Genomic DNA, 21653 nt, shown 5'->3' on the forward strand with positions numbered 1-21653 from the left:
AGATCCCTGCCCCTGCGGCAACCCCTTGAAAGGCCCACGCCAATGAGCATGCTCGGAATGAAATGGAAGCTCCACGGCACGGGCAAGTCAATCCGGCCCGGCCATGTGGTGGCCCCCGATGAGCGGTTGGCCTGGCCCCTGACCATCGGCGTTGGCATGCAGCATGTGGTGGCCATGTTCGGGGCCACGTTCCTGGTGCCCATCATCACCGGCATGCCGCCGGCCACCACCCTTTTCTTCTCCGGCATCGGCACGCTGCTGTTCCTGGTCATCACCAAGGGCCGCGTGCCCAGCTACCTGGGCTCCAGCTTCGCGTTCATCGCCCCGATCATGGCGTCCCAGCAGCAGTTCGGCGTACCCGGTGCGCTGGGCGGAGTGGTGCTTGCCGGCGTCGCACTGGCCCTGATCGGTGCGATAGTGCAGAAGTTCGGCGCCGGCTGGATCAACCGGCTGATGCCTCCGATCGTCACCGGCGCCATCGTGGCGCTGATCGGCCTGAACCTTGCCCCCGCCGCCAAAATGAACTTTGACGCCGCCCCCATCACCGCCGTCATCACGCTGGCCACCATCATCCTGGTCAGTGTGCTGTTCCGCGGAATCATCGGCCGCCTCAGCATCCTGGTGGGCGTAGTGGTGGGCTACCTGGTGGCCATGCTGCGCGGTGAAGTGAACTACGAAAAGATGGATGCCGCTGCCTGGGTGGGCCTGCCGCAGTTCCAGACGCCGGAGTTCCATCTTGGAGTACTGGGCCTTTTTGTGCCCGTTGTGCTTGTGCTCGTGGCGGAAAACATCGGCCATGTGAAGTCCGTGGCAGCAATGACAGGCCAGAACCTCGACGGCGTCTCCGGCCGGGCGCTGATGGCCGACGGTGCGGCCACGGTCCTGGCAGGCCTGGGCGGCGGTTCGGGCACCACCACTTACGCGGAAAACATCGGCGTCATGGCCGCCACGAAGGTCTATTCGACGGCGGCGTACTGGGTTGCGGGGACGTTCGCCATCGTGCTGAGCTTCTCGCCGAAATTCGGCGAACTGATCGCCACCGTTCCGCCGGGTGTATTGGGCGGCGCAGCCACCATGCTCTACGGCATGATCGGCATCCTCGGCGTCAAGATCTGGGTGCAGAACAAGGTCAACTTCTCCAACCCGGTGAACCTGACCACCGCCGCAGTGGCCCTGATCATCGGCATCGCCGACTACACGTGGACCATCGGGGAACTGAAATTCACCGGCATCGCCCTCGGCTCGGCTGCCGCACTGGTGATCTACCACGGCATGAAATCGATCGCGCAGGCCCGGGGCACGGCGGCAGAGCCGGAAACGGAACAGTCTGACCTGCCGCCGGCAGTGAAGGCGGCGGTCAACGCTGCGGCGAAGCGCGCGCCGAAAAAGCGCTAGGCCCCCTTCAGGAAGAACTGCGGTGAGGGCAGGTCCGCCGGAGATGGCCCCGGCGGACGTCCCGTGCCGAAGACCGGCCCGGGCCGGGGCCTTTTGGGGGTCAGCTCAGCCTCGGTGGCGTGCCTTATCTGACGGAGCACCCAGGGAACGAGGTACGCGCGGGCCCAGACGAGGTCCTCTGCCCGGGCTTCCTTCCAGCTGCGGGGCGGCAGCGTCTTGGGCTGCAGCGGCCTGAGAGTGTGGGTAACGGCCAGGGCGTTCAGCACCGCGATGGCTATGGTGTGGTGCCCCAGCGGTGAGAAGTGCAGGCGGTCGGGATCCCACATGCCAGGTCTGGTGAGGTCGCGCAGGCACCACAGGTCCACCATGACGGCGTCGTGCCGGGAAGCCACAACGTGCAGGTTTTCGTTGAAGATGGCCACCTTGCCGCGGATCTGGCTGAAGACGGGGGTGGCACCCCAGTCCGGGCCGGCGAAGAGGACAACGGTGGCCCCGGAGCGCGTGAGTTGGTCCACCCCGGCGTCGATCTTCGCCGCGAGTTTGTCCGGGTCGCTGCGGCGAAACACGATGTCGTTGCCGCCGCCGGACAGTGTAACCAGGTCAGGCTTGACCGCCAGCGCCGGACCGATCTGCTGATCGAGGATTTGCTGCAGCATCAGGCCCCGGACAGCGAGATTGGCGTAGGCGAAATCCGGCTGGCCCACGCTGAGTTCCTCCGCCACCCGGTCGGCCCAGCCCCGCAAACCGCCCTGGCTCTGCGGCTTGGGGTCCCCCACGCCTTCCGTGAACGAGTCACCGAGTGCGACGAACCGGTGCCAAGGATGCGGTGCAGGGTCCGCAGAGGCGTACCGGGGTGGCCGGTGCTGCTTCCAGGCGTTCATGCCGTGCTCCCCGTCTTGTAGGGTCCCTTTTTGAGGGCTGGTGATTTCACTGCCATGAGTCCGGGGAAGCCTGCATCATCCCGGCCCGGAGTTACCGGGTCCCGGCGTGAGGCCGCCACGATATTCAGGGCAGCGTCGCGGAGGCCTTGGTTGTTGTGCTTCGCGACGGTTCGGAGGTATTGAAGTGCCACCTCACGGCTGAGCCCGTAGTCGGCCATGAGGGCGCTGACGGCAAGGTCCATCAGCACCATGGAGCTTTGGGCTACCGCGAGTTCAGCACTGGCTTCGGCCCGTTCGGTCACCCTCAGCACCACGCGAAGCGCCCTCGCTACCTCGCGCGCGTACGCGCGTGTCCGGACGATATCCTCGCTGGTGAAGGCGTGCGGAGTGGAAGCGTAGAGGTTGACGGCGGCACTTGATCCGGCTGTCGTCACTATCGGCATGGAGAGAAGCGACCTTACCCCGTGCTCAGCGGCGGCGGCGGCGTAGCCTGGCCATCTCCGGTCGCGGGCTGTGTCGGCGAGGTGGACGAATTCGCCCGAACGCATGGCCTCCAGCACGGGTCCGTCTTCGAACGAGCACTGCTCCTGGTCAGCGGCCAGCGCCACGTCGCTGCCTGCGGCGATGGTGTGGGCGTTCCCGATGCGGAAGAACGTAGCGGCCCAGCTGATGCCGCGGTGGTGGCCGTCGATGTCCCGCATGAACTCATAGGTGACCTCACCAAGGAAGCTCTCCACTTCCTTGCTGTCGAACACCACATCCTGGGGGGCTGGAACTGACTCCCAACCCGTGCCCTGTGGGGTCTCCGCGGCCATGGTTCACGCCTCGCTACGTTTCGCGCAGGCCCACTTCAAAACCTGTTATCAGGATACGTCCGGAACTGGCTGTAGAGGCCACGTTCAGACCTAAAGTACCTTTCTTGCGGCACAAAAAGGTGCCGCCCGGCACGGAGCCGGACGGCACCCACGCAACGCCGGGCGGTACCCAGGGGTCAGCCGGCGTCGAAGCTCTCTTCGTCGTCGTCCTTCGGTGCCTTATCCGCGGGCAGGTCGTTGCCGCTGCCGTCCGGCAGGCCGGCGGCTTCCTGGCCGGATTCGGAGGAGAAGGCTTCGGAACCTTGCTCATCTGCGTTGGACTCGTTGATCTCGGCCTCAGCGGAGGGGAGGTCCGCATCGCGCGGGACCGGCGGTTCCCCGGGCTCGAACCCGGGATCGTTGGTGTCGGCCTCGGCATGGTACTGCTCGTCAGTGCCGCCGAAGCGCCCCGCCCCCGGTTCCCCTGCGCTGTCCTGGTCCTCTTCGGCCAGGTGGCTCAGGTTGGGCGAGCCTGTGGGGAAGGTTTCGCCGGCGGAGCTGTCCTGGTTCAGTCCCGCGGCGTCGAAGTCCTCCTCCTCGCGGGGCTGGGCGAACTGCTTGTTGTCTGCGCCGCCCATCTCCTGCTCCGCGGTCGGCGTGCCGTACCCTCCGACTTCTTCTTCCGGCTGGTTGTCCTGACTCATGGTTCCTCCTGTTGTGGATGTGGATGAATCTGACGTGCAAACTTCTGGCTAAAGGCCCTTTCCGCCCGTCACTGGCAGCACGGCGCCAGAGATGTAGGACCCCTGGTCGGAGGCCAGCAGCACATAAGCCGCCGCAAGTTCGGCAGGCTGTCCCGCGCGCTGCAAAGGCGTGTCCTGCCCGAACTTGGGCAGTTTGTCCGGCCACTCGGTGGCCGGGATCAGCGGCGTCCAGATTGGCCCCGGGGCCACGGCGTTGACACGGATCCCCTTAGGTCCCAACTCCTGGGCGAGCGCCTTGGTGAAAGCCACCTGCGCCGCCTTGGTCATGGCGTAGTCGATCAGCCCCGGCGAAGGGTTGAACGCCTGGATGGAGGCAGTCGTGATGATCGAAGCGCCCGCTTTCAGGTGCGGAACGGCTGCCCGCGCGGTCCAGAGCAGCGAGTAGAGGTTGGTCCGGAACACCCGGTCGAATTCCTCAGTGGGAAGCGACTCAAGACTCTCGCGGTTCTTCTGGTAGGCGGCGTTGAGCACCACGACGTCCAGGCCGCCGAATTCGGCCACGGTATCTTCCACGATCCGGGTGCTGAAATCTTCTTCCCGTCCGTCGCCTGGCAGCAGAAGGGCCCGCTGCCCCGCTTTACGGATCCACCCGGCCGTGTCCTGGGCGTCGTCCTCCTCCTCCGGGAGGTAGGAGATCGCGACGTCTGCCCCCTCGCGGGCAAAGGCGATGGCCGCCGCCTTGCCAATTCCGGAGTCTCCGCCGGTGATGAGCGCGGCCTTGCCCTGGAGCGCGCCGTGCCCTTCATAACTGTGCTCGCCGTGGTCCGGTTTCGGATCCATGGGTGCGGTCAGGCCAGGCTGCTTTTGTTCCTGTTCCGGGAACGGCCCGGAGTGGTAGCCACCCCGGGGGTCTGTGGGCGGGTCGGTCTGCTTCTGCGTGTCGCTCATAGTCCACCTACTCACTGTCTGTCGGAATTCCAAGGACCGTGCCTTCGTCCGGCCCTTCGAAACTATCCCGCCGGGCGAAGCAAAGTCCACCGTTCAGGCTGAATAATCAGTAAACTTATCAAACGTTGATCTTGACGCAACTTCGGCCTAGTTTTGGAGCACCCGGCGCCGCGGATGGAACTACGCGGGCAGGCAGCAACCGGGCGAAGGAGGAGAAGCATGGCGGGCGTGGAGGACTACACCGGGGACACGGGCCGCAACGAAACCCGGGAGGAGCAGCTGGACCGGAACTGGGCCGAACTCCTGCAGGAGCTCCGCGTGCTGCAGACCGGTGTCCAGATCCTCGCAGGCTTCCTCTTGACGCTACCTTTCCAAGACCGCTTCGAGGAACTGGACGATTTTCAGGTCATCCTCTACCTCGTCAACGTAGTTATCGCCACCCTGACCACGGCCTTCATCCTGCTTCCGGTCAGTGTGCACCGGCGGTTGTTCCGCCAGCGACTCAAGGCAACGCTGGTTTCCAGCGCCGACACCACCACCAAGATCGCCCTGGCAGGAATTGCCATGCTCAGCGTAGGCACGGCGTCCCTGGTCTTTGACGTCACCGCGGGCCGTACCGCCGGCCTGACCGCCGGCGGAATCCTGCTGGCCGTCCTGCTGGTGCTGCTGGTCTATGTCCCGCTTCGGCTGAACCACCGGGCCAGGACGACGGCAGTCAAGGCATGATCCAAGCACGGGCAGAAGATCCAAGGACACCATCAACGGAATTGAGCTGGAGAACTTAATGCGAAGAATACTTGGGACCCTCATCGCGGCGCTGGCGCTGCTGACCGCTGCACCGCTGGCGGCTGCTGCTTACGCCGCGCCGGTTGCCGGCCAGGCGATAGAGGCTCAGGCAGCGGTGGCGGCTTCCACCACCAGCCCCTCGCCCACGGATCCTGCTTCAACTGGACCGGCAAACCCGGGAACGGGTGAAACGGGCGAGGCAGAAGCAACGCGGGTGGACTACGCACCGTGGGTGATCGGCGGCATCGCCCTGGTCACCTTGGTGGTGATCCTCATCTGGCGGCGGCGGCGGAACACCACCATCGTGTAGCTTCCGGCCGCGTCACCCCTGAATCGGCTGGCTTCTAGGAGGCGGTTCCCTGGGCCTGGAGTGCGTCCACGCCTCCGGTCAGGACGGTCAGTTCGACGCTCTCCGGCCGCTCCACAGTGCTGTCGATGCGCACTGCCGTACCGCTGCGGGCTGATTCGAGCAGTGATTCCATGACTTCCAGGGCGTGATAGGCAAGAGTGCCGCCCGCGCGGGGCTCGTTGCCCTGTGGGGTGGAGGCGAGGTCTGCGATGCCGAAGCCGCGCCCGGCGTCGACGTACCCGGCGGACACTGGAAGGGTCTCCCACGCGTCAGCCCCGAGGGAAAACAGCTGGACTTCGCCATCAAAGTGGTTGGGGTCCGGCACCACCAGCGATCCGCGTTCGCCGTGAATTTCGATATTCGGGGACTTGGACGCCACGGCGTCGAAGCTCATAAGAAGGGTGGAAAGCGCACCGGAGGCGTGAGTCAGGACGCCTGTGACGTGGGAGTCGATGGTTACGGGGACCTTTTCGCCCTGGCGGGGTCCGGAGCCGATGGTCCGTTCATTGCGCGTATGGCTCGCGCTGCCCACCACCGAGACGACCGGACCCAGCAGCGTGACGAGGGCCGTGACGTAGTACGGACCCATGTCCAGGAGGGGGCCACCGCCGGGCTGGTAGTAGAAGTCCGGATTCGGGTGCCAGCGCTCATGGCCGGGCGTCACCATGGTGGCGGATGCCGAAATTGTTGCTCCGATCAGTCCGTCATCGATTGCTTTGCGGGCGGTCTGGATGCCCGTGCCCAGCACGGTGTCAGGCGCACAGCCGACAGCCACGCCTGCGTCACGTGCGGCGTCCAGCACGTGGCGCGCCTCGGCAGTTGTTGCAGCGAGGGGCTTTTCGCCGTATACGCTCTTGCCTGCAGCGATGGCCTTCAGCGCCACCTCGGCGTGTGCAGCCGGGATGGTCAGGTTCAGGACCAGTTCCACGTCGTCCGCCGCGAGGAGTTCCTCCACGCTCACGGCGCGGACACCCTCATACTGCTCCGCCACGGCCTGGGCACGCGTCAGATCCAGGTCCGCTACCGCCACCAGTTCGACGTCGTTGAGTTTGCGGAAGTTGGAGAGGTACTGGGCAATGATGGCTCCGCAGCCGACGATTCCTACCCTCAACGGCTTGCCCACAGCATGCCCCTTTCGATAATGGTGCGGACGTTGGTGTCCTGGAGAATTTCCACCCGGTGGCCGGGGGTGGCTGCGAAAATGCGTCCCTTACCCCATTGGCGGGTCCAGATGGCCGGTGAGGTAACTTCCCGGTTCCAGGGGTTCCACTCCCGGACCTTCTGGGTAGTGGTGGCGAGTACGTCGATGTAGTCGTCCGAGAGCACCCAGTACTGCTCGGTGACCAGGTCAAAGTCCTTGATGCCTTTGGTGATGGGGTGCTCCTCGGCCGCGGGGAGCATGTTGACGGTGTAGGGCACGTAGTTGTCAGACTGCTCGCCGATGCACTCGTCCGGGTGCTTGCCCGGATGGCAGGCGAACTGGCCGCCGATCAGGTGGAGGTAATCGGAGTTGTTGCGGTACGAATCGGCGATCCCGCCGTGCCAGCCTGCCAGCCCGGTGCCATTTTCCACAGCCGTGCGCAGCCCGGCGAATTCGTCCTTTTCAATGGTGCTCATGGTCATGCACTGCACGATCAGGTCCACCCCTGCCATGTAGTCGGCGTCGGCATAAACCTTGGGGGATTCCTCTACCCGGACGTCGTAGCCGTTGTCCTTGAGGAAGGGGATGAAGAGCTCGGTGGCCTCGTAGGGCTGGTGTCCGTCCCAGCCGCCCCGGACCACCAGGGCATTCTTGCGTTGTGTCATTTTGGCCTTCTTTGGTTAGCTACCGGCACGTTACGTCCGGCAGGAGTCGGGTCAGCGGCTGGCGAAAGCGGCATCGAAGGCGGCTGCGGGCGGGGCGATCCGGGCGAGCTCCTGGACCATGGCCAGCGCCTGTGGCGCGCCGATGAGCCGGTCCATTCCGGCGTCCTCCCATTCGATGCTGGTGGGGCCGTCGTAGCCGATGGCGTTCAGGGTCCGGAAGATCCGGTTCCACTGGACGTCTCCGTGCCCTGCAGTGACAAAGTCCCAGCCGCGCCGGGGATCTGCCCACGCCAGGTGGGAGCCGAGGCGTCCGTTCCGGCCGTCAAGCTGGCGGACGGATTCCTTCACATGGACGTGGAGGATGTGTTCTGCGAAGTCCTGAAGGAACATCACCGGGTCCAGGTCCTGCCAGATGAAGTGGGACGGGTCGAAGTTCAGTCCGAAGCTCTTGCGGTGCCCGATGGCTTCCAGGGTGCGCTTGGCGGTCCAGTAGTCGTAGGCGATCTCTGAAGGATGGACCTCCAGGGCGAAACGGACGCCTACCTCGTCAAAGACGTCGAGGATGGGGTGCCAGCGTTCCGCGAAGTCCTGGTAGCCGGCGTCGATCATTGCCTCGGAGGCAGGCGGGAACATGGCGACGGCCTTCCAGATGGAAGAGCCGGTGAACCCTGTTACGGTCTTCACACCGAGGCGGGCAGCTGCCCGGGCGGTGTCCTTCATGGACTCTGCGGCGCGGCGTCGTACTCCTTCAGGTTCACCGTTGCCCCAAATTTCCGCGGACAGGATGCCCTGGTGGCGTTCATCGATGGGGTCATCGCAGACGGCCTGGCCGGTGAGGTGGTTGGCGATCGCAAAGACTTTGAGGTGGTTTTTCTCCAGGATGTCCAGCCGGCCCTGGAGGTAGCCATCGTCCTCCGCAGCCCGGCGCGGGTCCAGATGGTCGCCCCAGCAGGCAATTTCGAGCCCGTCGAAGCCCCACTCGCCGGCGAGCCGGGCCACCTCCTCAAACGGCAGGTCGGCCCACTGGCCCGTAAAAAGCGTGATTGGTCGTGTCATGGGGGTTCCTTGTCCTGTGTTCACGTTTCCTAGACTTTTTGCCACTGGCTGGAGTTCGTGGCGCTGGCCTCCACGGCTGCGAGGACCCGCTGGACCTGCAGGGCATCAGAGAAAGATGGTTCCGGCTGGCGGCCCTCGCCGATCGCTGTCACCAAATCCACTACCTGGTGCGTGAAGCCGTGTTCGTAGCCCAGGCCGTGGCCGGTGGGCCACCAGTTGCCGACGTACGGGTGCTCTGGCTCTGTAACGAAAATCCGGCGGAAACCGGCGTCCGGGGACTCCGCTGCGTCGTAGAAGGACAGCTCGTTCATTTTCTCGAAATCAAACGCGAGGGAGCCCTTGGTGCCGTTCAGCTCAAGCCGCATGGCGTTCTTCCGGCCCAGCGCGTAACGCGTGGCTTCAAAGACGCCGATCGCGCCCGTGGAGGCAGCGCCGCCGTCGAACCGGGCACTGAAGATGGCTGCGTCATCCACAGTGACGTTCCCGCGGGGTGCGTTGCTGCTGAGGTCACCGTGCCCGCCCAAGCCGACCAGCTCACCGGCAAGGGGGCGCTCCCTGACAAACGTTTCGAGCAGTGCAGAGACGCCGGTGATGTTTTGTCCGGTGACCCACTGGGCGGCGTCAATGATGTGCGCCCCGATGTCGCCGAGGGAGCCAGACCCGGATTTGTTCTTGTCCAGCCGCCAGGTCATGGGGGCATTGGCATCCGTGAGCCAGTCCTGCAAGTACTGCGCCCGGACGTGCCGGAGGTCCCCGAGCCGCCCCTGATCCACGAACCGTTTTGCCAGTGCCAACGCAGGTGTCCGGCGGTAACTGAAGCCGCACATGGAGAAAACGCCTTGCTTGGCGGCGGTCTCCGCGGCGAGGGTCATCCTTTCCGCTTCCTCCACGGAGTTCGCGAGCGGCTTTTCGCACAGCACATGTTTTCCGGCTTCGAGGGCCGCGATGGCAATTTCGGCATGGGTGTCGCCGGGCGTGCAGATGTCGATCAGGTCGATGTCATCGCGCTCGACCAGGCGGCGCCAGTCCGTCTCGACCGATTCCCAGCCGAGCTTGTCAGCTGCAGCCCTGGCGGCGTCGGCGTTCCGGCCGGCAACGGCGGTGAGCCTGGGTTGCAGCGGCAGGTCAAAAAACCGTGGTGCCGTGCGCCAGGCGTGGGAATGGGCTCCACCCATAAAGGCGTAGCCGACCATGCCGACCCGAAGAGGACTTACGGTGCTTGCCGCCACAGGGTCTGTCCGGGGTTCCTTCATTGCTTCTCCATCTAAAATTGCTTCTTTGCAAACGGTGTGAGCTCGGCGCCACGATGTCGAAACATTTCGAACGGCTGATTTAGGTCACGCTCTAAACTAAAGGCGTGGAGCGGTGGAGGTCAAGAGCAAGCCCCTCTATTTGCGGGTACGTCAGTACGCCTCGTCTTCCCTTGACCAATGCCGCCCGCTTCTGAAAAATGAACCTTACGAAAACTTTCGAAAGGTTGCGAATGGCAATGAAGAGGCCGGCGCGAGCCAGACCGACGCTCGCCACTGTGGCGCGCCAGGCCGGTGTCTCGGCGCCTACCGTCTCGAAGGTGGTGAACGGCCGTGAGGATGTCGCGCCGGAAACCCGGGCGCGCATTCTGGCCGCTCTGGAGCAGGCCGGGTACCAGTCCCGCCCGCCGCGCCGCTCCCCGACGGAGGCAGGCACGGTGGTTGAAGTGGTCATTGACGTGCTTGAGTCCGCCTACATGGTCGAGGTCCTCAACGGGGTACTGCAGTTCGCTGCCGGCGCCGATGTTGAAATTCTGTTGAGCGTCACGGGCCCGGCCCCTGGGAGTCTGCGCAGTCCCGAGCGCCGCGCCCAGCGCATGCTGGACGAAGGCAGGGCAGGGATGATTGTGGTCACGTCTGCCTTCAGTGAGGCGCAACTGCATGCTTTCCGCCGCCGCCGGATCCCCGTCGTCGTCATCGACCCCCTCAATCCGCCCTCAGCCGATGTGGTCAGCGTAGGAGCGGCCAACTGGGCCGGCGGCAAGGCCGCGACGGAGCACCTGCTGGAGTTGGGGCATCGGCGCATCGCCTACATTGGCGGGACACCTGCGGCTGAATGCAACCAGGCGCGGCTGCACGGGTATATGGCTGCCCTGATGGCTCAAGGCGTGCCGGTGGATCCTCGGCTTATTATTTCCGGCGGCAGCTTCCGCAGGGAAAGTGGGATAACCGGGCTCAAGGCGCTGCTTCAGCTTGACCAGCGCCCTACGGCTGTTTTTGCCGGAAGTGACACCATTGCACTGGGTGTTCTCAGCGAAGCCGGCCGTCAAGGTATCAGGGTTCCAGAAGACATGAGCCTCATCGGCTTTGACGGGACAACCCTGGGCCAGGAATCCGTCCCGCCACTAAGCTCCATAGCCCAACCGCTGGAGGAGATGGGGCGGGCTGCGCTGCGGGCACTGCTGCGCCAGGCGCTGGGGGAAGTGCTGGATTCCCATCGCGTTGAACTTGCCACGCAGTTGGTTCTTCGGGACTCCACGGCCCCTCCCGCAGCCTGAGTTGGCCGCTCCCACGCGGAGTCGCAAGGAGCAGCAGCGTGGTGGCGCCACACCCCTGCCGCGCAGCCTATCCCTGAGCGTGGACCGGGGCGCTTAGGCGCCTTCCAGCACCTGCGTGGTGGCCCAGGTGACGTATTTGGCGCCGTTGGCGATCGCCTCGGCCGGGCTGGGCGCCACATCCAAAAGCTGGGCGGCGGCCACCACGCCGTGCCGGGCGAGGTCCTCTGAAGTGACCAGGATGCGGCCGGCCACCACGATGACGGGGATACCGCGTTCGCGGGCGGCGTCAGCGAGCGCAATGGGCGCCTTCCCGGTCAGGGATTGGGAATCCATGGAACCCTCGCCGGTGATGACCAGGTCCGAGTCCGCCAGCTGCTCGGCCAGCCCGGTGAGCCCGGCAACAAGCGCGAACCCGCCTTCCAGCTTGGAGTCAGTGAAGGCAAGGAACGACGCCGGGAAGCCGCCTGCCGCGCCGGCGCCCGGAATGTTGACGTCCCGGCCGGTGGCCTCCCGAAGCACTGATGCCCAGTTCCGCAGGCCCGCGTCGAGCAGTTCAACGGCGTCGGCGTCGGCGCCCTTTTGCGGCCCGAAAACATGGGCGGCACCTTCGGGTCCGTACAGCGGATTCCGGACGTCGACGGCGATGCGGAACTGCACTGCGGACAGCCGGGGATCCAGTTCTGACGTATCCAGGGCCACCACATCGGCGAGTGATCCGCCGCCCAGCGGCACCACGTTACCGGCGGCGTCCAGCGGCTTGAGGCCGAGCGCGCGCAGGGCGCCGCTGCCGCCGTCGGTCATCGCCGAACCGCCGAGGCCCAGCACGACCTCCGTTGCTCCGGCGTCGAGCGCCGCGGCCACGAGCTGACCACAGCCGTAGCTGTGGGCGCGGAGCGCATTCTCCGGGGTTGGCTCCATTTCGGCCAGCCCGGAAGCCTGCGCCGTCTCGATCACTGCTGTGGCGCCGCCGAAGGCGGTCTTGCGGATGGCCCACGCTGCGCCGACGGGAGCCAGGATGGGACCAACCACTGCGTTGAGGCGCTCCTCATAGCCTGCCGAAACGGCTGCCTCCAAGGTTCCTTCGCCGCCGTCGGCAATGGGGAATTGGGTGGCTACAGCATCGGGGTAGACGCGGAGCGCACCCTCGGCGATGGCGGCGGCCGCTTCGGCAGCGGTCAGCGAGCCCTTGAACTTGTCCGGAGCAATGAGAATGCGCATGCGCTCCATCATGCCAGCCCGCCGCCGGACAGCGCTTGCCGGTCCGTAACACAGGCATCTGGCGCCTGCTTGCCCAACTAGGTCGCAGCAGATGTTGTTCTGAGCGCCCATAAGGACATCTGCTGCGACCTAGTTGGGGGCCACCCGGAGCAACTGCAACGGGCCACCTGGGTCCGCGCGGTCAGCCGGTGGACCCGCGCACCACGAGGGAGCTCTCCAGCGTCAGCTGGGCCTGCTCGAGCGGACGGCCCTCCATCAGGGCGCGCAACTGCTCCCCCGCTTTCTGGCCGAGCGGTGTTGCCGGCAGATGCACGCTCGTCAGGCCTGGGTTGCTGGTCGCGGAGTACGGGAGGTCATCAAAACCGGCCACGGCGAGCTGGTCGGGGATCCGTACGCCGGCCACTCGGGCCTCCTGCAGCACGCCGTAGGCGTGGGTGTCCGTGCCGCAGACGACGGCGGTAACCCCGGCCCGCTGCCAGTTCGGCCACGCCTGGGTAAAGGCGGCAGCAGCAGCGCCCACGTCGATCGTGGCGCTGATGATGCAGTCCGAAGGTACGGAGATCCCGCGTGTTGCGGCTTCGTCCAGGAACGCGTTGCGCCGCACATCGAACGTGGCAGTGCCTGTCACACTGTCCACGTAGGCCACCGTCCGGTGTCCGGCGCCGGCCAGGTGAGCTGCCAGTTGGCGCGCCCCGAAGGCCACGTCGAGGTTCACTGAGGGAGCGTACGATTCCAGCCCCGGGGCGTCGAGCAGCACCAGCGGCCCGGCAGCCGAGAGGTCCTCGAGGAAGTCCGGGTTCGGGGCGTCCACAAGCAGGCCTGCCGGGCGCAGGGCCAGCAGCTTGCGGACATCGTGGGCCTGCGGGAACTCACCGGCGTCCGTCACGGACAGCAGGAGCTGGTAATCAGATCCCAGTGATTCCCTGACGCCGGCGATCACCTTGGCGAAAAATGGGTTGGAGATGTCCGGCGCCACCAGGATCACGATGGAGCTCACTCCCCTGGCCAGCGAGCTGCCCACGCTGTCCACCACGTAGCCGAGTTCGGCGATGGCGTCCCGTACCCGGGCGATGTTGTCCTCGGATACCCGTCCTTGGGTTTTGCCGTTGGCCACCAGGGAAACCGTCGCCGTGGAGCCCCCGGCCCGGGCCGCAACCATGGCCGCCGTGACCCGCGGTCCCCGGCCTGGCTGCTGCTGGGTGTGCTCCGCGGTTTCCATACCTCGATGGTAGTCGGCGCGGACCCGCCAATCTCCGCCGCCTGTCACCCCTAGGCATCAAGCGCTTAACGGATTTTGCGTTAAGCGCTTGACGTGGATGCGTGAAGGATGCCATGATCTCCCTTGATTGCTTGACTACCCTGCTGGCGCCCTGCACAGCAGGCTCCCTCCGGGGAGACCCCAATGACGTGGAGACAGACGTGGACCCCAACCCCGTAAACCGCAAGAAGATCATCCTGGACTGCGACCCTGGGCATGACGACGCCGTGGCGCTGCTGCTCGCGCACGGCAACCCTGACATCGAACTGCTGGCCGTCACCACCGTGGTGGGCAACCAGACGCTCGAAAAGGTCACCCGCAACGCCCTGTCCGTGGGCACCATCGCAGGCATTACCGGTGTCCCCTTCGCCGCAGGCTGCGACCGGCCGCTGGTGCGCACCATCGAAACCGCGCCGGACATCCACGGCGACAGCGGCATGGACGGCCCCGCCCAGCCCGAGTCCGGCATTGAACTGGACCCCCGGCACGCCGTCGACCTCATCATTAACACGGTCATGGCGCACGAACCCGGCACCGTGACGCTGGTGCCCACCGCCGGACTCACCAACATCGCCATGGCGGCGCGCAAGGAACCGCGCATTGTGGAACGCGTCAAGGAAGTGGTCCTGATGGGCGGCGGCTACCACGTGGGCAACTGGAGCGCCGTGGCTGAATTCAACATCATCATCGACCCCGAAGCCGCCCACATAGTGTTCAACGAGAAGTGGCCCGTGGTGATGGTGGGCCTGGACCTCACCCACCAGGCACTGGCCACCCCGGACGTGGTGGCGAAGATCGACGCCGTGGGCACCAAGCCCGCGAAGTTCGTCACGGAGCTGATGGACTTCTTCGCCCACACCTACAAGGACGCCCAGGGATTCGACTACCCGCCCGTGCATGATCCGTGCGCCGTGGCGTACGTGATCGACCCCAGCATCGTCAGCACCCGCAAAGTGCCCGTGAACATCGAGTTGCACGGCACCCTGACGCTGGGCATGACCGTGGCGGACTTCCGCGCCCCGGCGCCGGCGGACTGCCACACCAGCGTTGCCGTTGACCTGGACCACGAAAGGTTCTGGGATCTCGTCACCGATGCGCTGGTCCGGATTGGAGAACCGTCCGACGGCGGCCGCCGCGAAGGCGCGGTACTCACCGCCGGAGGGATGAAGTAAATGACTGCCACGGTCACTGACACCAGGACCTCCCGGGGCAACGTCACCGCCCTGATGGTCGCCCTGCTGGCCGCCTGCGTCGCGTTCCAGCTCAACGCCTCCATGCTCAGCCCCGCCCTCGTCACCATGGGCAACGAACTCAAGACGGACCAGGCTGTCATCGGGCTGTCCCAGACGTGGTTCTTCACCGCCGCTGCCCTGTTCTCGCTCTTCCTGCCGCGCCTGAGCGACATCATCGGCCGGCGGAAGATCCTGATCGGCATGATGCTCCTGATGGCCGTCGGTTCCGTCATCGCGGCCCTCGCCCCTGACGTCACCTGGCTCTTTGTGGGCCGCATCATCCAGGGCGTCAGCGGCCCCACCGTGCCGCTGTGCCTCATCATGCTGCGTTCCGCCGTCGCCAACCCGCGCAAGTACGGCACGCTCATGGGACTCATCACCGCAGTCAACGGCGGCGTGGCCGGCGTTGACTCCTTCGTGGGCGGCTATTTCGCCGAGCACTTCGGCTTCCGCAGCATCTTCTGGCTCATGGTGGTCCTGGCCCTGGTGGCCACCGCCCTGATTGCCCTCCTGGCCGGTGAGAGCAAGCCCGCTGCCGGAACCACCATGGACTGGCTGGGCGTGTTCTTCATCGTGGTGGCCGTCGGCGCCCTGCTCACGGCCCTGAACGAAGGCTCCAAGCTGGTGGGCGCGTTCTCGGCCGGCACCCTGGCGCTGGCCATCGGGCTGGTGGCCGTTGCCTCCGTCGCGTTTTACCTGTTCTGGCGCACCGAGAAGCGGGCCAGCCAGCCCATGGTGGAGACCGTGCACCTGCGCCAGCGCTCCACGTGGGCGCCGCTGCTCACCACCACCCTGACCATGACGGGCATCTTCGCCGTCATCAATGGCATCGTCCCGGCCTACGTGCAGGCAGCAGCTCCCGGCTTCGGCGTCGGCCCCACCGAGATGTCCCTGATCATCCTCACCCCGTACGCCCTGCTGGGCTGGGTGGTGGGACCCCTGAGCGGCAAGCTGGCCCCCGTGCTCGGCTACACCAAGGTGCTGCGCATCGGCATGCTGGGCAGCATCGCCGCTTTGGCCATCATCGCGTTCTTCGGGCTCAGCAGCCTGCCGCTGATGATCGCCGGAACAGTCTTGCTGGGCATCATGTACGCCGGTACGGTCAACATCATGCTCAACGGCCTCGGTGTAGTCCTCTCCCCCGCCGGAAACCCCGGTTTCCTGCCCGGCATGAACGCGGGCGCCTTCAACCTCGGCGCGGGCCTCAGCTTCCTGGTGTTGCCCGCTGTGCTGGTGGCGACGTCGGGGCTTGGCGACGCCAAGGCGTCCTACCTGACCGTTGTGGTCACCGGCCTCGTCATCACCGTGGCGGCCTTCGCCGCCTCGCTCCTGATTCCCAAGCCCGTCGAGGCTGAGGTGACCGAATGAGCACCGGAACGGCAGGCACCGCCGTCGAAAAGACCGGCCGGATCGTCGTCGTCGGATCCCTGAACGCGGACCTGACCATCTACTGCGAGCGCCTCCCGCTGCCGGGCGAGACCGTCCACGGCTCCGGCTTCACCGTCAATCCCGGCGGCAAGAGCGCCAACCAGGCCGTCGCTGCCAGCCTGCTGGGCGGCTCGGTGAGCCTCGTCGGCGCCGTCGGGGACGACGCCAACGGCGAGATGCTGCTGGCCTCCACAGCCGGCGCCGGGGTGGACATCTCGCAGGTCCGCACGTCCGGGTCCGCGGCCACTGGCGTGGCCGTCATCGCCGTCGACCAGCACGGCGAAAACAACATCATCATCTCCGCGGGGGCCAATGGAACACTGTCCCCCGCCGATGTCGGCGCGTCAGCTGACGCGTTCGACGACGCGGCCGTGGTCTGCCTCTGCCTCGAAGTCAGCCCCGAAACGGTGGAGGCTGCGGCACGCCGCGGGCACGACGCCGGCGCCACAGTCCTGCTGAATCTCTCGCCGTACGCCGGGATCAGCCGGCAGCTGGCGGAGCTGGCCGACGTCCTTCTGGTCAACTCCCACGAGGCGTCGCTGTTCCTTGGTTCAGGCGAGAACGGTTCAGGGGATGAGCCCGGCGCTGGGATGCCTGACGCCGCGGCGGACGACGCCGACTGGGACCGGATCCGGGTCCGCTTCGCCGAGCGCGGGCTGCAGCGGGTCCTGGTTACCTTGGGCCCGCAGGGTTCCGTAGTCCTGGACTCACAGGCCGCCGGCCGGAAGGTCACCAGGATTGCGCCCACAACTGTCAAGGCCGTGGACACCACCGGCGCAGGTGATGCGTTCACCGGCGCCGTGGCGGCCCGCCTGGCCGCGGGAGACCCCCTGGATGCGGCGGCCGCGTTCGCCTCGGTTGCGGCGGCGCTGGCGGCAACGCGTAAAGGGACCCAGGCCGCCTACCCCGGCACGGCCGACGTCGAACGGCTGCTCGCTTCCCGGGCCTAGCTCCGGGCTTCAGGCGTTCCAGGGCTTCAGGACGGCGAAATACCCGGGGATGCGGCTGGCTGAACTTTCCCCGGTCATGGGGTTCGTTTCGATAGTGGCCGGGCCGTCCTCCAGCAGTTCCCAGGTTTCCGGCGGGAACGCCTTGCTGCGCTCGGCAGGGCCGAAGTGGCCGGGCATCGGCAGCTCGCGGATGGCCCGTTCCAGCGGGGCCGGGATGGCCGCCGTGGTGGCGCCCAGGTGGGTCACATAGTCCACCGGGTTGCCCTGGAAGTTGGTTTCGGCCAGGAACACTGCGCCGCGCGTGCCCAACAGCTGCCTTAGGTTGCCCACGAGGGCCGCCTGGTCGGCCGGTTCCAGCACATGCAGGACTCCCCGGATGAAGACGTTGGCGTCGGTGCTGCCGGCCAGCCCGGCACCGGCACCGGGCTGGGTCATGTCGCACGCCAGGAAGGTGACATTGTCTGTCCCGGCTGATTCTTTGCGGGCCCGCTCCACGGCGTGCGCGGACACGTCCACGCCTATGGCCCGCGGAAAAAACGGCGCCAGGGCGCGCGTGAAGCTGCCATGCCCGCACCCTACGTCCACCACCGGCAGCGCCGGATCCAGATGGCGCTTCAGCAGATCGGCGTAGCCAAGCAGCTCGTGATCGCTTCCGGAGTCCCACAGCACTTCACTCTGCGCACCGGTTTGGGCTATTCCTGCCCAGTACAGGTCCCAGGCCACTGTCCTGTCCTTCGGCGCAGAGCGGGACAGCCGGATGAGCTTGGGGATCATCAGGTACTTCCGCAAGGCGGAGCGCAGGGTTTTCGGTGGGGACGACACGATCCAAATATATGTCCCCCGGGCAACAAATCCTCAGTTGACGTCGGTTACTGCCGGGTAACTGTCGTCCGCCAGGCCGTGGGCTGATCACGGGCACCTACAACCTGCGGTTTATCGATGCACGCATTGATGAAGGAACAGCGGCGCCGCGTCCCCCTAGAATGTACTCAATCAGGAGCGGAGGGAGCATGGTGGCAGCGGACATACCCCTTGTCGCAGCTATGCAACGCACAGCTGTGGTGGCCGACCCCGACGCCGCGAGGCTGGAATCCAGCGCCGCGGCTCTCCGCGCGGCCGGTTACGCGGTCCGTACGGCACAGGATGCCGAGACCCTTTTCTCAGTGCTCGACGGCGGCAGGCCATCTGTCCTGGTAGTCGACAGTTCCCTCTCGCCGCGGGAGAGCCGCGTGCCAGTGCTGGTGCTGGTGGACCTGAACGACGGCGACGTGATCGAAGCCATCGAGGGAACAGGCGTCCGCGACTGCATCGCCAAACCGCCGGAGCCGAAGGAACTGGTGCACCGGGCCACGGCGCTCATCAGCCTCGTGGAGCGGCGCACCCGGTCACGGCAGGAGGCCGAGGCTCTGCGCGAACAGCTCCGGCTTGTTTCGGCCGCCGTGCGCGGAACCAATGACCCACAGGAGATCGCCGACTACGTCGTGACCGGGTTTGGCGAAACATTCGGCGCCGACCACGTGTGGCTGACCACGTTCGAGGATGAGCGCGTACCTCCGATCACCGCCCAGTGGTGCCGGCCAGGGCTGGATCCGCTGGCGGCGGGTCCGCTGGAGGACGAAGCCGCGGCGCGCTCCACGGCGGACCAGCTGTGGGCCAGGGCTGAAGTCCTGACGACCGACGGCTCAGACGGCTCCGTCAGGCTGCCCAAGTCACTGGAGGACCTGCACGCGAAGGCATCAGTGGTAGTGCCCATGGGGGAAGGAAACTCGTCCCTCGGCATTTTGTGGATCGCCCTGCTGGACAGCCCCCGGGTTTGGTCGCGTGCCGAACTGGGGCTCATCCAGCACGTGGCCGGAAACGCCGCCCACGGACTGATCCAGAGCCACCTGATCACCAGCCAGCTCCAGGTGGTCAAGCAGTTGCAGGAGCTGGACAAGGCCAAGACCGACTTCCTGGCCACCGTCAACCATGAGCTGCGGACACCGCTGACGTCGATCATGGCCTACCTCGACATGATCCAGGAAAGTACCGCCAATCCCGTGTCGCCCGAGGTCCACCAGATGCTGGACATCGTGGTTCGAAACACCGAACGGCTCCGGATGCTCATCGAGGACATGCTGAGCGTTTCCCGCAGCGGCGGCGGCGATGGCCAGCTCCACCTCACGCCGGTCAGGTTGGGCAGCACGCTGGAAATTGTTGCCGGCGCCCTCCGTCCGTTGGCCACCCTGCAGAATGTCACCATAGCGCTGGAACCCGCGCAGGAGGATCCTGAACTTATGGGGGATGAGGTCCAGCTGCAGCAGGTTTTCACCAACCTGGTTTCGAATGCCATCAAGTTCACGCCGAGCGGGGGAAAGATCCACGTGGGCAGTGGGTCCCACACGGACCCTGATGGTGCGCGCTGGGCCACCGTCCGCGTGACGGATACCGGGATCGGTATTTCCAGCGAGGAGATCGCCCACATCTTCACCCGCTTCTACCGCGCTTCCAACGCGATGGCAGGGGCGGTGCCGGGCACCGGGCTGGGACTGGCCATCACGAAGGACATCGTGGGCAGGCACGGCGGCCGCATAGATGTTGCCTCGGAGCTCGGAGCAGGCACCACGGTCACCGTGACCCTGCCGCTGGGCAACGGCGAGCCCCGGGCAAGCTGATCGCCGGAAGGAGCAATCCAGGTGTTCGCTGACGATGACCCGAGGGTGTCACAGCTGCTGGAGGGCATCGTCCGGCTGGCCTCCGGCGACCTCAATTCCAGGATTGAAGTGTCCCCAGCGCGGGATGAGCTCGACGCCATCATCATGGGCACAAACCTCCTTGCTGAAGACCTGCAGATTATCTACGAGGAACTTGAACAGCGTGTGGAAGTCAGGACGAAGCTCCTCCACGAGGCACACCTGGAAATGCAAAAAATGGCCATGGAGGACCCTCTCACCGGGCTGGCCAACCGCGCTGCGCTCCTGACCGCGCTGGAGTCTGCGCGGTCCGACGGCGTGGGAGAGGCCCCCGTCATCCTGCTGCTGGACCTGGACGCCTTCAAGTCAATCAACGACACCCAGGGCCACACCGCCGGGGACCAGGTCCTCATCACAGTGGCGGAACGCCTCCGGGGTGCCGTCCGGGCCTCAGACGTTGTTGCCCGGCTGGGCGGTGACGAGTTTGCCATCGTGATGCCGGCCACCGGAGCCGACCAGGCCGCCATCGTCGGACAACGGATCCTGGCAGCTCTGAAGGAACCCATCGAACTGCCCGACCAGAGCATCCGCTGCGGCGCAAGCATTGGGCTGAGTGTCGGGGATGCCGGGCAGGGGCCCGAAGAAATGCTGATGCAGGCCGATGTCGCCATGTACGCGTCCAAAGCCGAGGGCCAGAACAGGCTGCACGTCTTCGAGCCAGGGCTGTTGCTGATACGCCGGCTCCGAACCCAGCTGGTGGATGACCTCAGGTCTGCGCTCAAGGGCGAGGGCCTGGTTCTCAATTACCAGCCCGTAGTGGAACTGGCCACCGGCCGGGTCGAGGGCGTGGAGGCACTGATCCGCTGGAACCACCCCACCCGCGGCCGGATCATGCCGGATGAGTTCATTCCCCTGGCGGAAGAGGCCGGGCTGATCTCCGAGCTTGGCCGCTGGGTCCTCACTACCGCCGTGGAGCAGCTGCGCCGCTGGGTCGATGACGACGCGGTCGACAGCACGTTCTCGGTCCGGGTCAACATCTCGGCCACCGACCTGCAGAGCCTGAGGTTCATCGAGGATGTCCGGGAGGTGCTTAAGGAAACGGGCGTCCGGCCCGAGCAGGTTGTCCTGGAACTCACCGAGGTGGCCATCGTGAAGGGCAACGAACTGGACCGCTATTCGCTGGCCGGGCTGCGCGGCCTGGGTGTCGGGATCGAGATCGATGATTTCGGGACGGGCTATTCGTCCATCAGCTACCTTCGCCGGCTCCCGGTGGACCGGGTCAAGGTTGATCGCTCCCTCATCGTCGGGCTGGGCACCGATCCCAGCCAGCCCGCCCTGGTGGCCGCAGTTCTTCAGCTTGTGCGGGCGTGCGGACTGGAAGCCGTGTGGGAGGGCGTGGAAACGGCTGAACAGGCTGAGCATCTCCGCAACCTTGGCTGCCTCAGTGCGCAGGGCTACTTTTTCAGCAAACCCCTGCCGGCAGAAGATATCCCCGGCCTGGTCAAGGCGGCATTTCCGGTCCGCAATGTTGGCACTTAGTGCGGAAAAGGGCTGTACTTTTGCCGTGCCCGATATACGATCATCATGCGGTGTGGTAATTACACTGCATGCGAGATCGGACTTCATCAGAAGTGGCTGATTCCGAAGGT

The 21653-nt window shown here is 65.9% G+C and carries 20 protein-coding genes; 9 read left to right on the plus strand and 11 right to left on the minus strand.

Translation table 11 applies throughout. The features are described 5' to 3' along the window. Positions 1–42 precede the first annotated feature (42 nt). A complete protein-coding gene (locus AU175_RS09600) occupies positions 43–1395 on the plus strand; it encodes a uracil-xanthine permease family protein (protein ID WP_066287950.1) in 1353 nt (450 codons plus the stop codon). On the opposite strand, the gene AU175_RS09605 is transcribed toward AU175_RS09600, so the two are convergent. From AU175_RS09605 to AU175_RS09620, 4 genes are all read right to left on the minus strand, one after another. Beyond that, positions 1392–2276, minus strand: a complete 885-nt coding sequence (locus tag AU175_RS09605) for an SGNH/GDSL hydrolase family protein (RefSeq protein WP_066287951.1) — start codon at positions 2274–2276, stop codon at positions 1392–1394. The two genes, AU175_RS09600 and AU175_RS09605, sit on opposite strands and share 4 nt — an antisense overlap. Further along, positions 2273–3091, minus strand: a complete 819-nt coding sequence (locus tag AU175_RS09610; protein ID WP_066287953.1) for a GAF and ANTAR domain-containing protein — start codon at positions 3089–3091, stop codon at positions 2273–2275. The genes AU175_RS09605 and AU175_RS09610 overlap by 4 nt, the downstream gene beginning before the upstream one ends. 176 nt (positions 3092–3267) lie before the next feature. After that, positions 3268–3774, minus strand: coding sequence for a hypothetical protein (locus tag AU175_RS09615; RefSeq protein WP_066287956.1), 507 nt, complete (start codon positions 3772–3774; stop codon positions 3268–3270). 48 nt (positions 3775–3822) lie between these two features. After that, positions 3823–4722: an SDR family oxidoreductase gene (locus tag AU175_RS09620; protein WP_066287958.1), complete on the minus strand. Its 900-nt coding sequence runs from the start codon at positions 4720–4722 to the stop codon at positions 3823–3825. A 219-nt stretch (positions 4723–4941) separates the two neighbouring features. Here AU175_RS09620 and AU175_RS09625 point away from each other — a divergent pair, with 219 nt between their 5' ends. Together AU175_RS09625 and AU175_RS09630 are read left to right on the plus strand one after the other, a co-directional pair. Next, on the plus strand, positions 4942–5448 hold the full coding sequence (locus AU175_RS09625) for a DUF6328 family protein (protein WP_066287959.1): 507 nt from the start codon (positions 4942–4944) through the stop codon (positions 5446–5448). A gap of 58 nt (positions 5449–5506) precedes the next feature. Continuing rightward, positions 5507–5818, plus strand: coding sequence for a LuxR family transcriptional regulator (locus AU175_RS09630; RefSeq protein WP_066287962.1), 312 nt, complete (start codon positions 5507–5509; stop codon positions 5816–5818). Between the two features lie 34 nt (positions 5819–5852). Here the strand turns inward: AU175_RS09630 and AU175_RS09635 are convergent, their stop codons facing one another. Genes AU175_RS09635 through AU175_RS09650 form a run of 4 tightly spaced genes read right to left on the minus strand, consistent with a single transcriptional unit; the run spans position 5853 to position 9972 of the window. Continuing rightward, positions 5853–6980 carry a Gfo/Idh/MocA family protein gene (locus AU175_RS09635; RefSeq protein ID WP_066287964.1) on the minus strand — a complete coding sequence of 376 codons (1128 nt, stop codon included), beginning with the start codon at positions 6978–6980 and terminating at the stop codon, positions 5853–5855. Continuing rightward, positions 6965–7663, minus strand: coding sequence for a ThuA domain-containing protein (locus tag AU175_RS09640; RefSeq protein ID WP_066287967.1), 699 nt, complete (start codon positions 7661–7663; stop codon positions 6965–6967). Before AU175_RS09640 ends, AU175_RS09635 begins: the two co-directional genes overlap by 16 nt. Before the next feature lie 51 nt (positions 7664–7714). Further along, positions 7715–8719, minus strand: coding sequence for a sugar phosphate isomerase/epimerase family protein (locus AU175_RS09645; protein ID WP_066287969.1), 1005 nt, complete (start codon positions 8717–8719; stop codon positions 7715–7717). Positions 8720–8748: 29 nt separating this feature from the next. Beyond that, entirely contained in the window at positions 8749–9972 is a 1224-nt protein-coding gene (locus AU175_RS09650) for a Gfo/Idh/MocA family protein (protein ID WP_066287971.1), read from the minus strand. Between the two features lie 236 nt (positions 9973–10208). On the opposite strand from AU175_RS09650, the gene AU175_RS09655 reads away from it, so the two are divergent. Then, positions 10209–11246 carry a LacI family DNA-binding transcriptional regulator gene (locus tag AU175_RS09655; RefSeq protein ID WP_156642376.1) on the plus strand — a complete coding sequence of 346 codons (1038 nt, stop codon included), beginning with the start codon at positions 10209–10211 and terminating at the stop codon, positions 11244–11246. 93 nt (positions 11247–11339) lie between these two features. On the opposite strand, the gene AU175_RS09660 is transcribed toward AU175_RS09655, so the two are convergent. Beyond that, positions 11340–12464, minus strand: a complete 1125-nt coding sequence (locus tag AU175_RS09660) for a glycerate kinase (protein ID WP_066287978.1) — start codon at positions 12462–12464, stop codon at positions 11340–11342. 181 nt (positions 12465–12645) lie between these two features. Beyond that, a complete protein-coding gene (locus AU175_RS09665) occupies positions 12646–13623 on the minus strand; it encodes a LacI family DNA-binding transcriptional regulator (protein ID WP_156642378.1) in 978 nt (325 codons plus the stop codon). A gap of 248 nt (positions 13624–13871) precedes the next feature. Here AU175_RS09665 and uriH point away from each other — a divergent pair, with 248 nt between their 5' ends. The 3 genes from uriH to AU175_RS09680 are packed head-to-tail and all read left to right on the plus strand — an operon-like array spanning position 13872 to position 17332. Further along, positions 13872–14894 (plus strand): uridine-preferring nucleoside hydrolase UriH, encoded by a 1023-nt coding sequence (uriH, locus tag AU175_RS09670; protein WP_066290882.1) that lies wholly within the window; start codon positions 13872–13874, stop codon positions 14892–14894. Further along, positions 14895–16322 (plus strand): uridine transporter UriT, encoded by a 1428-nt coding sequence (gene uriT / locus AU175_RS09675; protein WP_066287983.1) that lies wholly within the window; start codon positions 14895–14897, stop codon positions 16320–16322. Continuing rightward, positions 16319–17332, plus strand: a complete 1014-nt coding sequence (locus tag AU175_RS09680) for a ribokinase (RefSeq protein WP_066287985.1) — start codon at positions 16319–16321, stop codon at positions 17330–17332. The genes uriT and AU175_RS09680 overlap by 4 nt, the downstream gene beginning before the upstream one ends. 9 nt (positions 17333–17341) lie before the next feature. Here the strand turns inward: AU175_RS09680 and AU175_RS09685 are convergent, their stop codons facing one another. After that, positions 17342–18106 (minus strand): class I SAM-dependent methyltransferase, encoded by a 765-nt coding sequence (locus AU175_RS09685; RefSeq protein WP_197497144.1) that lies wholly within the window; start codon positions 18104–18106, stop codon positions 17342–17344. Positions 18107–18342: 236 nt separating this feature from the next. Between AU175_RS09685 and AU175_RS09690 the strand changes: the two genes are divergently transcribed. Together AU175_RS09690 and AU175_RS09695 are read left to right on the plus strand one after the other, a co-directional pair. After that, positions 18343–19986: an ATP-binding protein gene (locus AU175_RS09690; RefSeq protein WP_082979080.1), complete on the plus strand. Its 1644-nt coding sequence runs from the start codon at positions 18343–18345 to the stop codon at positions 19984–19986. 21 nt (positions 19987–20007) lie between these two features. Then, on the plus strand, positions 20008–21543 hold the full coding sequence (locus AU175_RS09695; protein WP_066287986.1) for a putative bifunctional diguanylate cyclase/phosphodiesterase: 1536 nt from the start codon (positions 20008–20010) through the stop codon (positions 21541–21543). The last annotated feature ends 110 nt before the right edge of the window (positions 21544–21653 follow it).

Source organism: Arthrobacter sp. B6 (genome assembly GCF_001663775.1).
GTDB lineage: Bacteria > Actinomycetota > Actinomycetes > Actinomycetales > Micrococcaceae > Arthrobacter.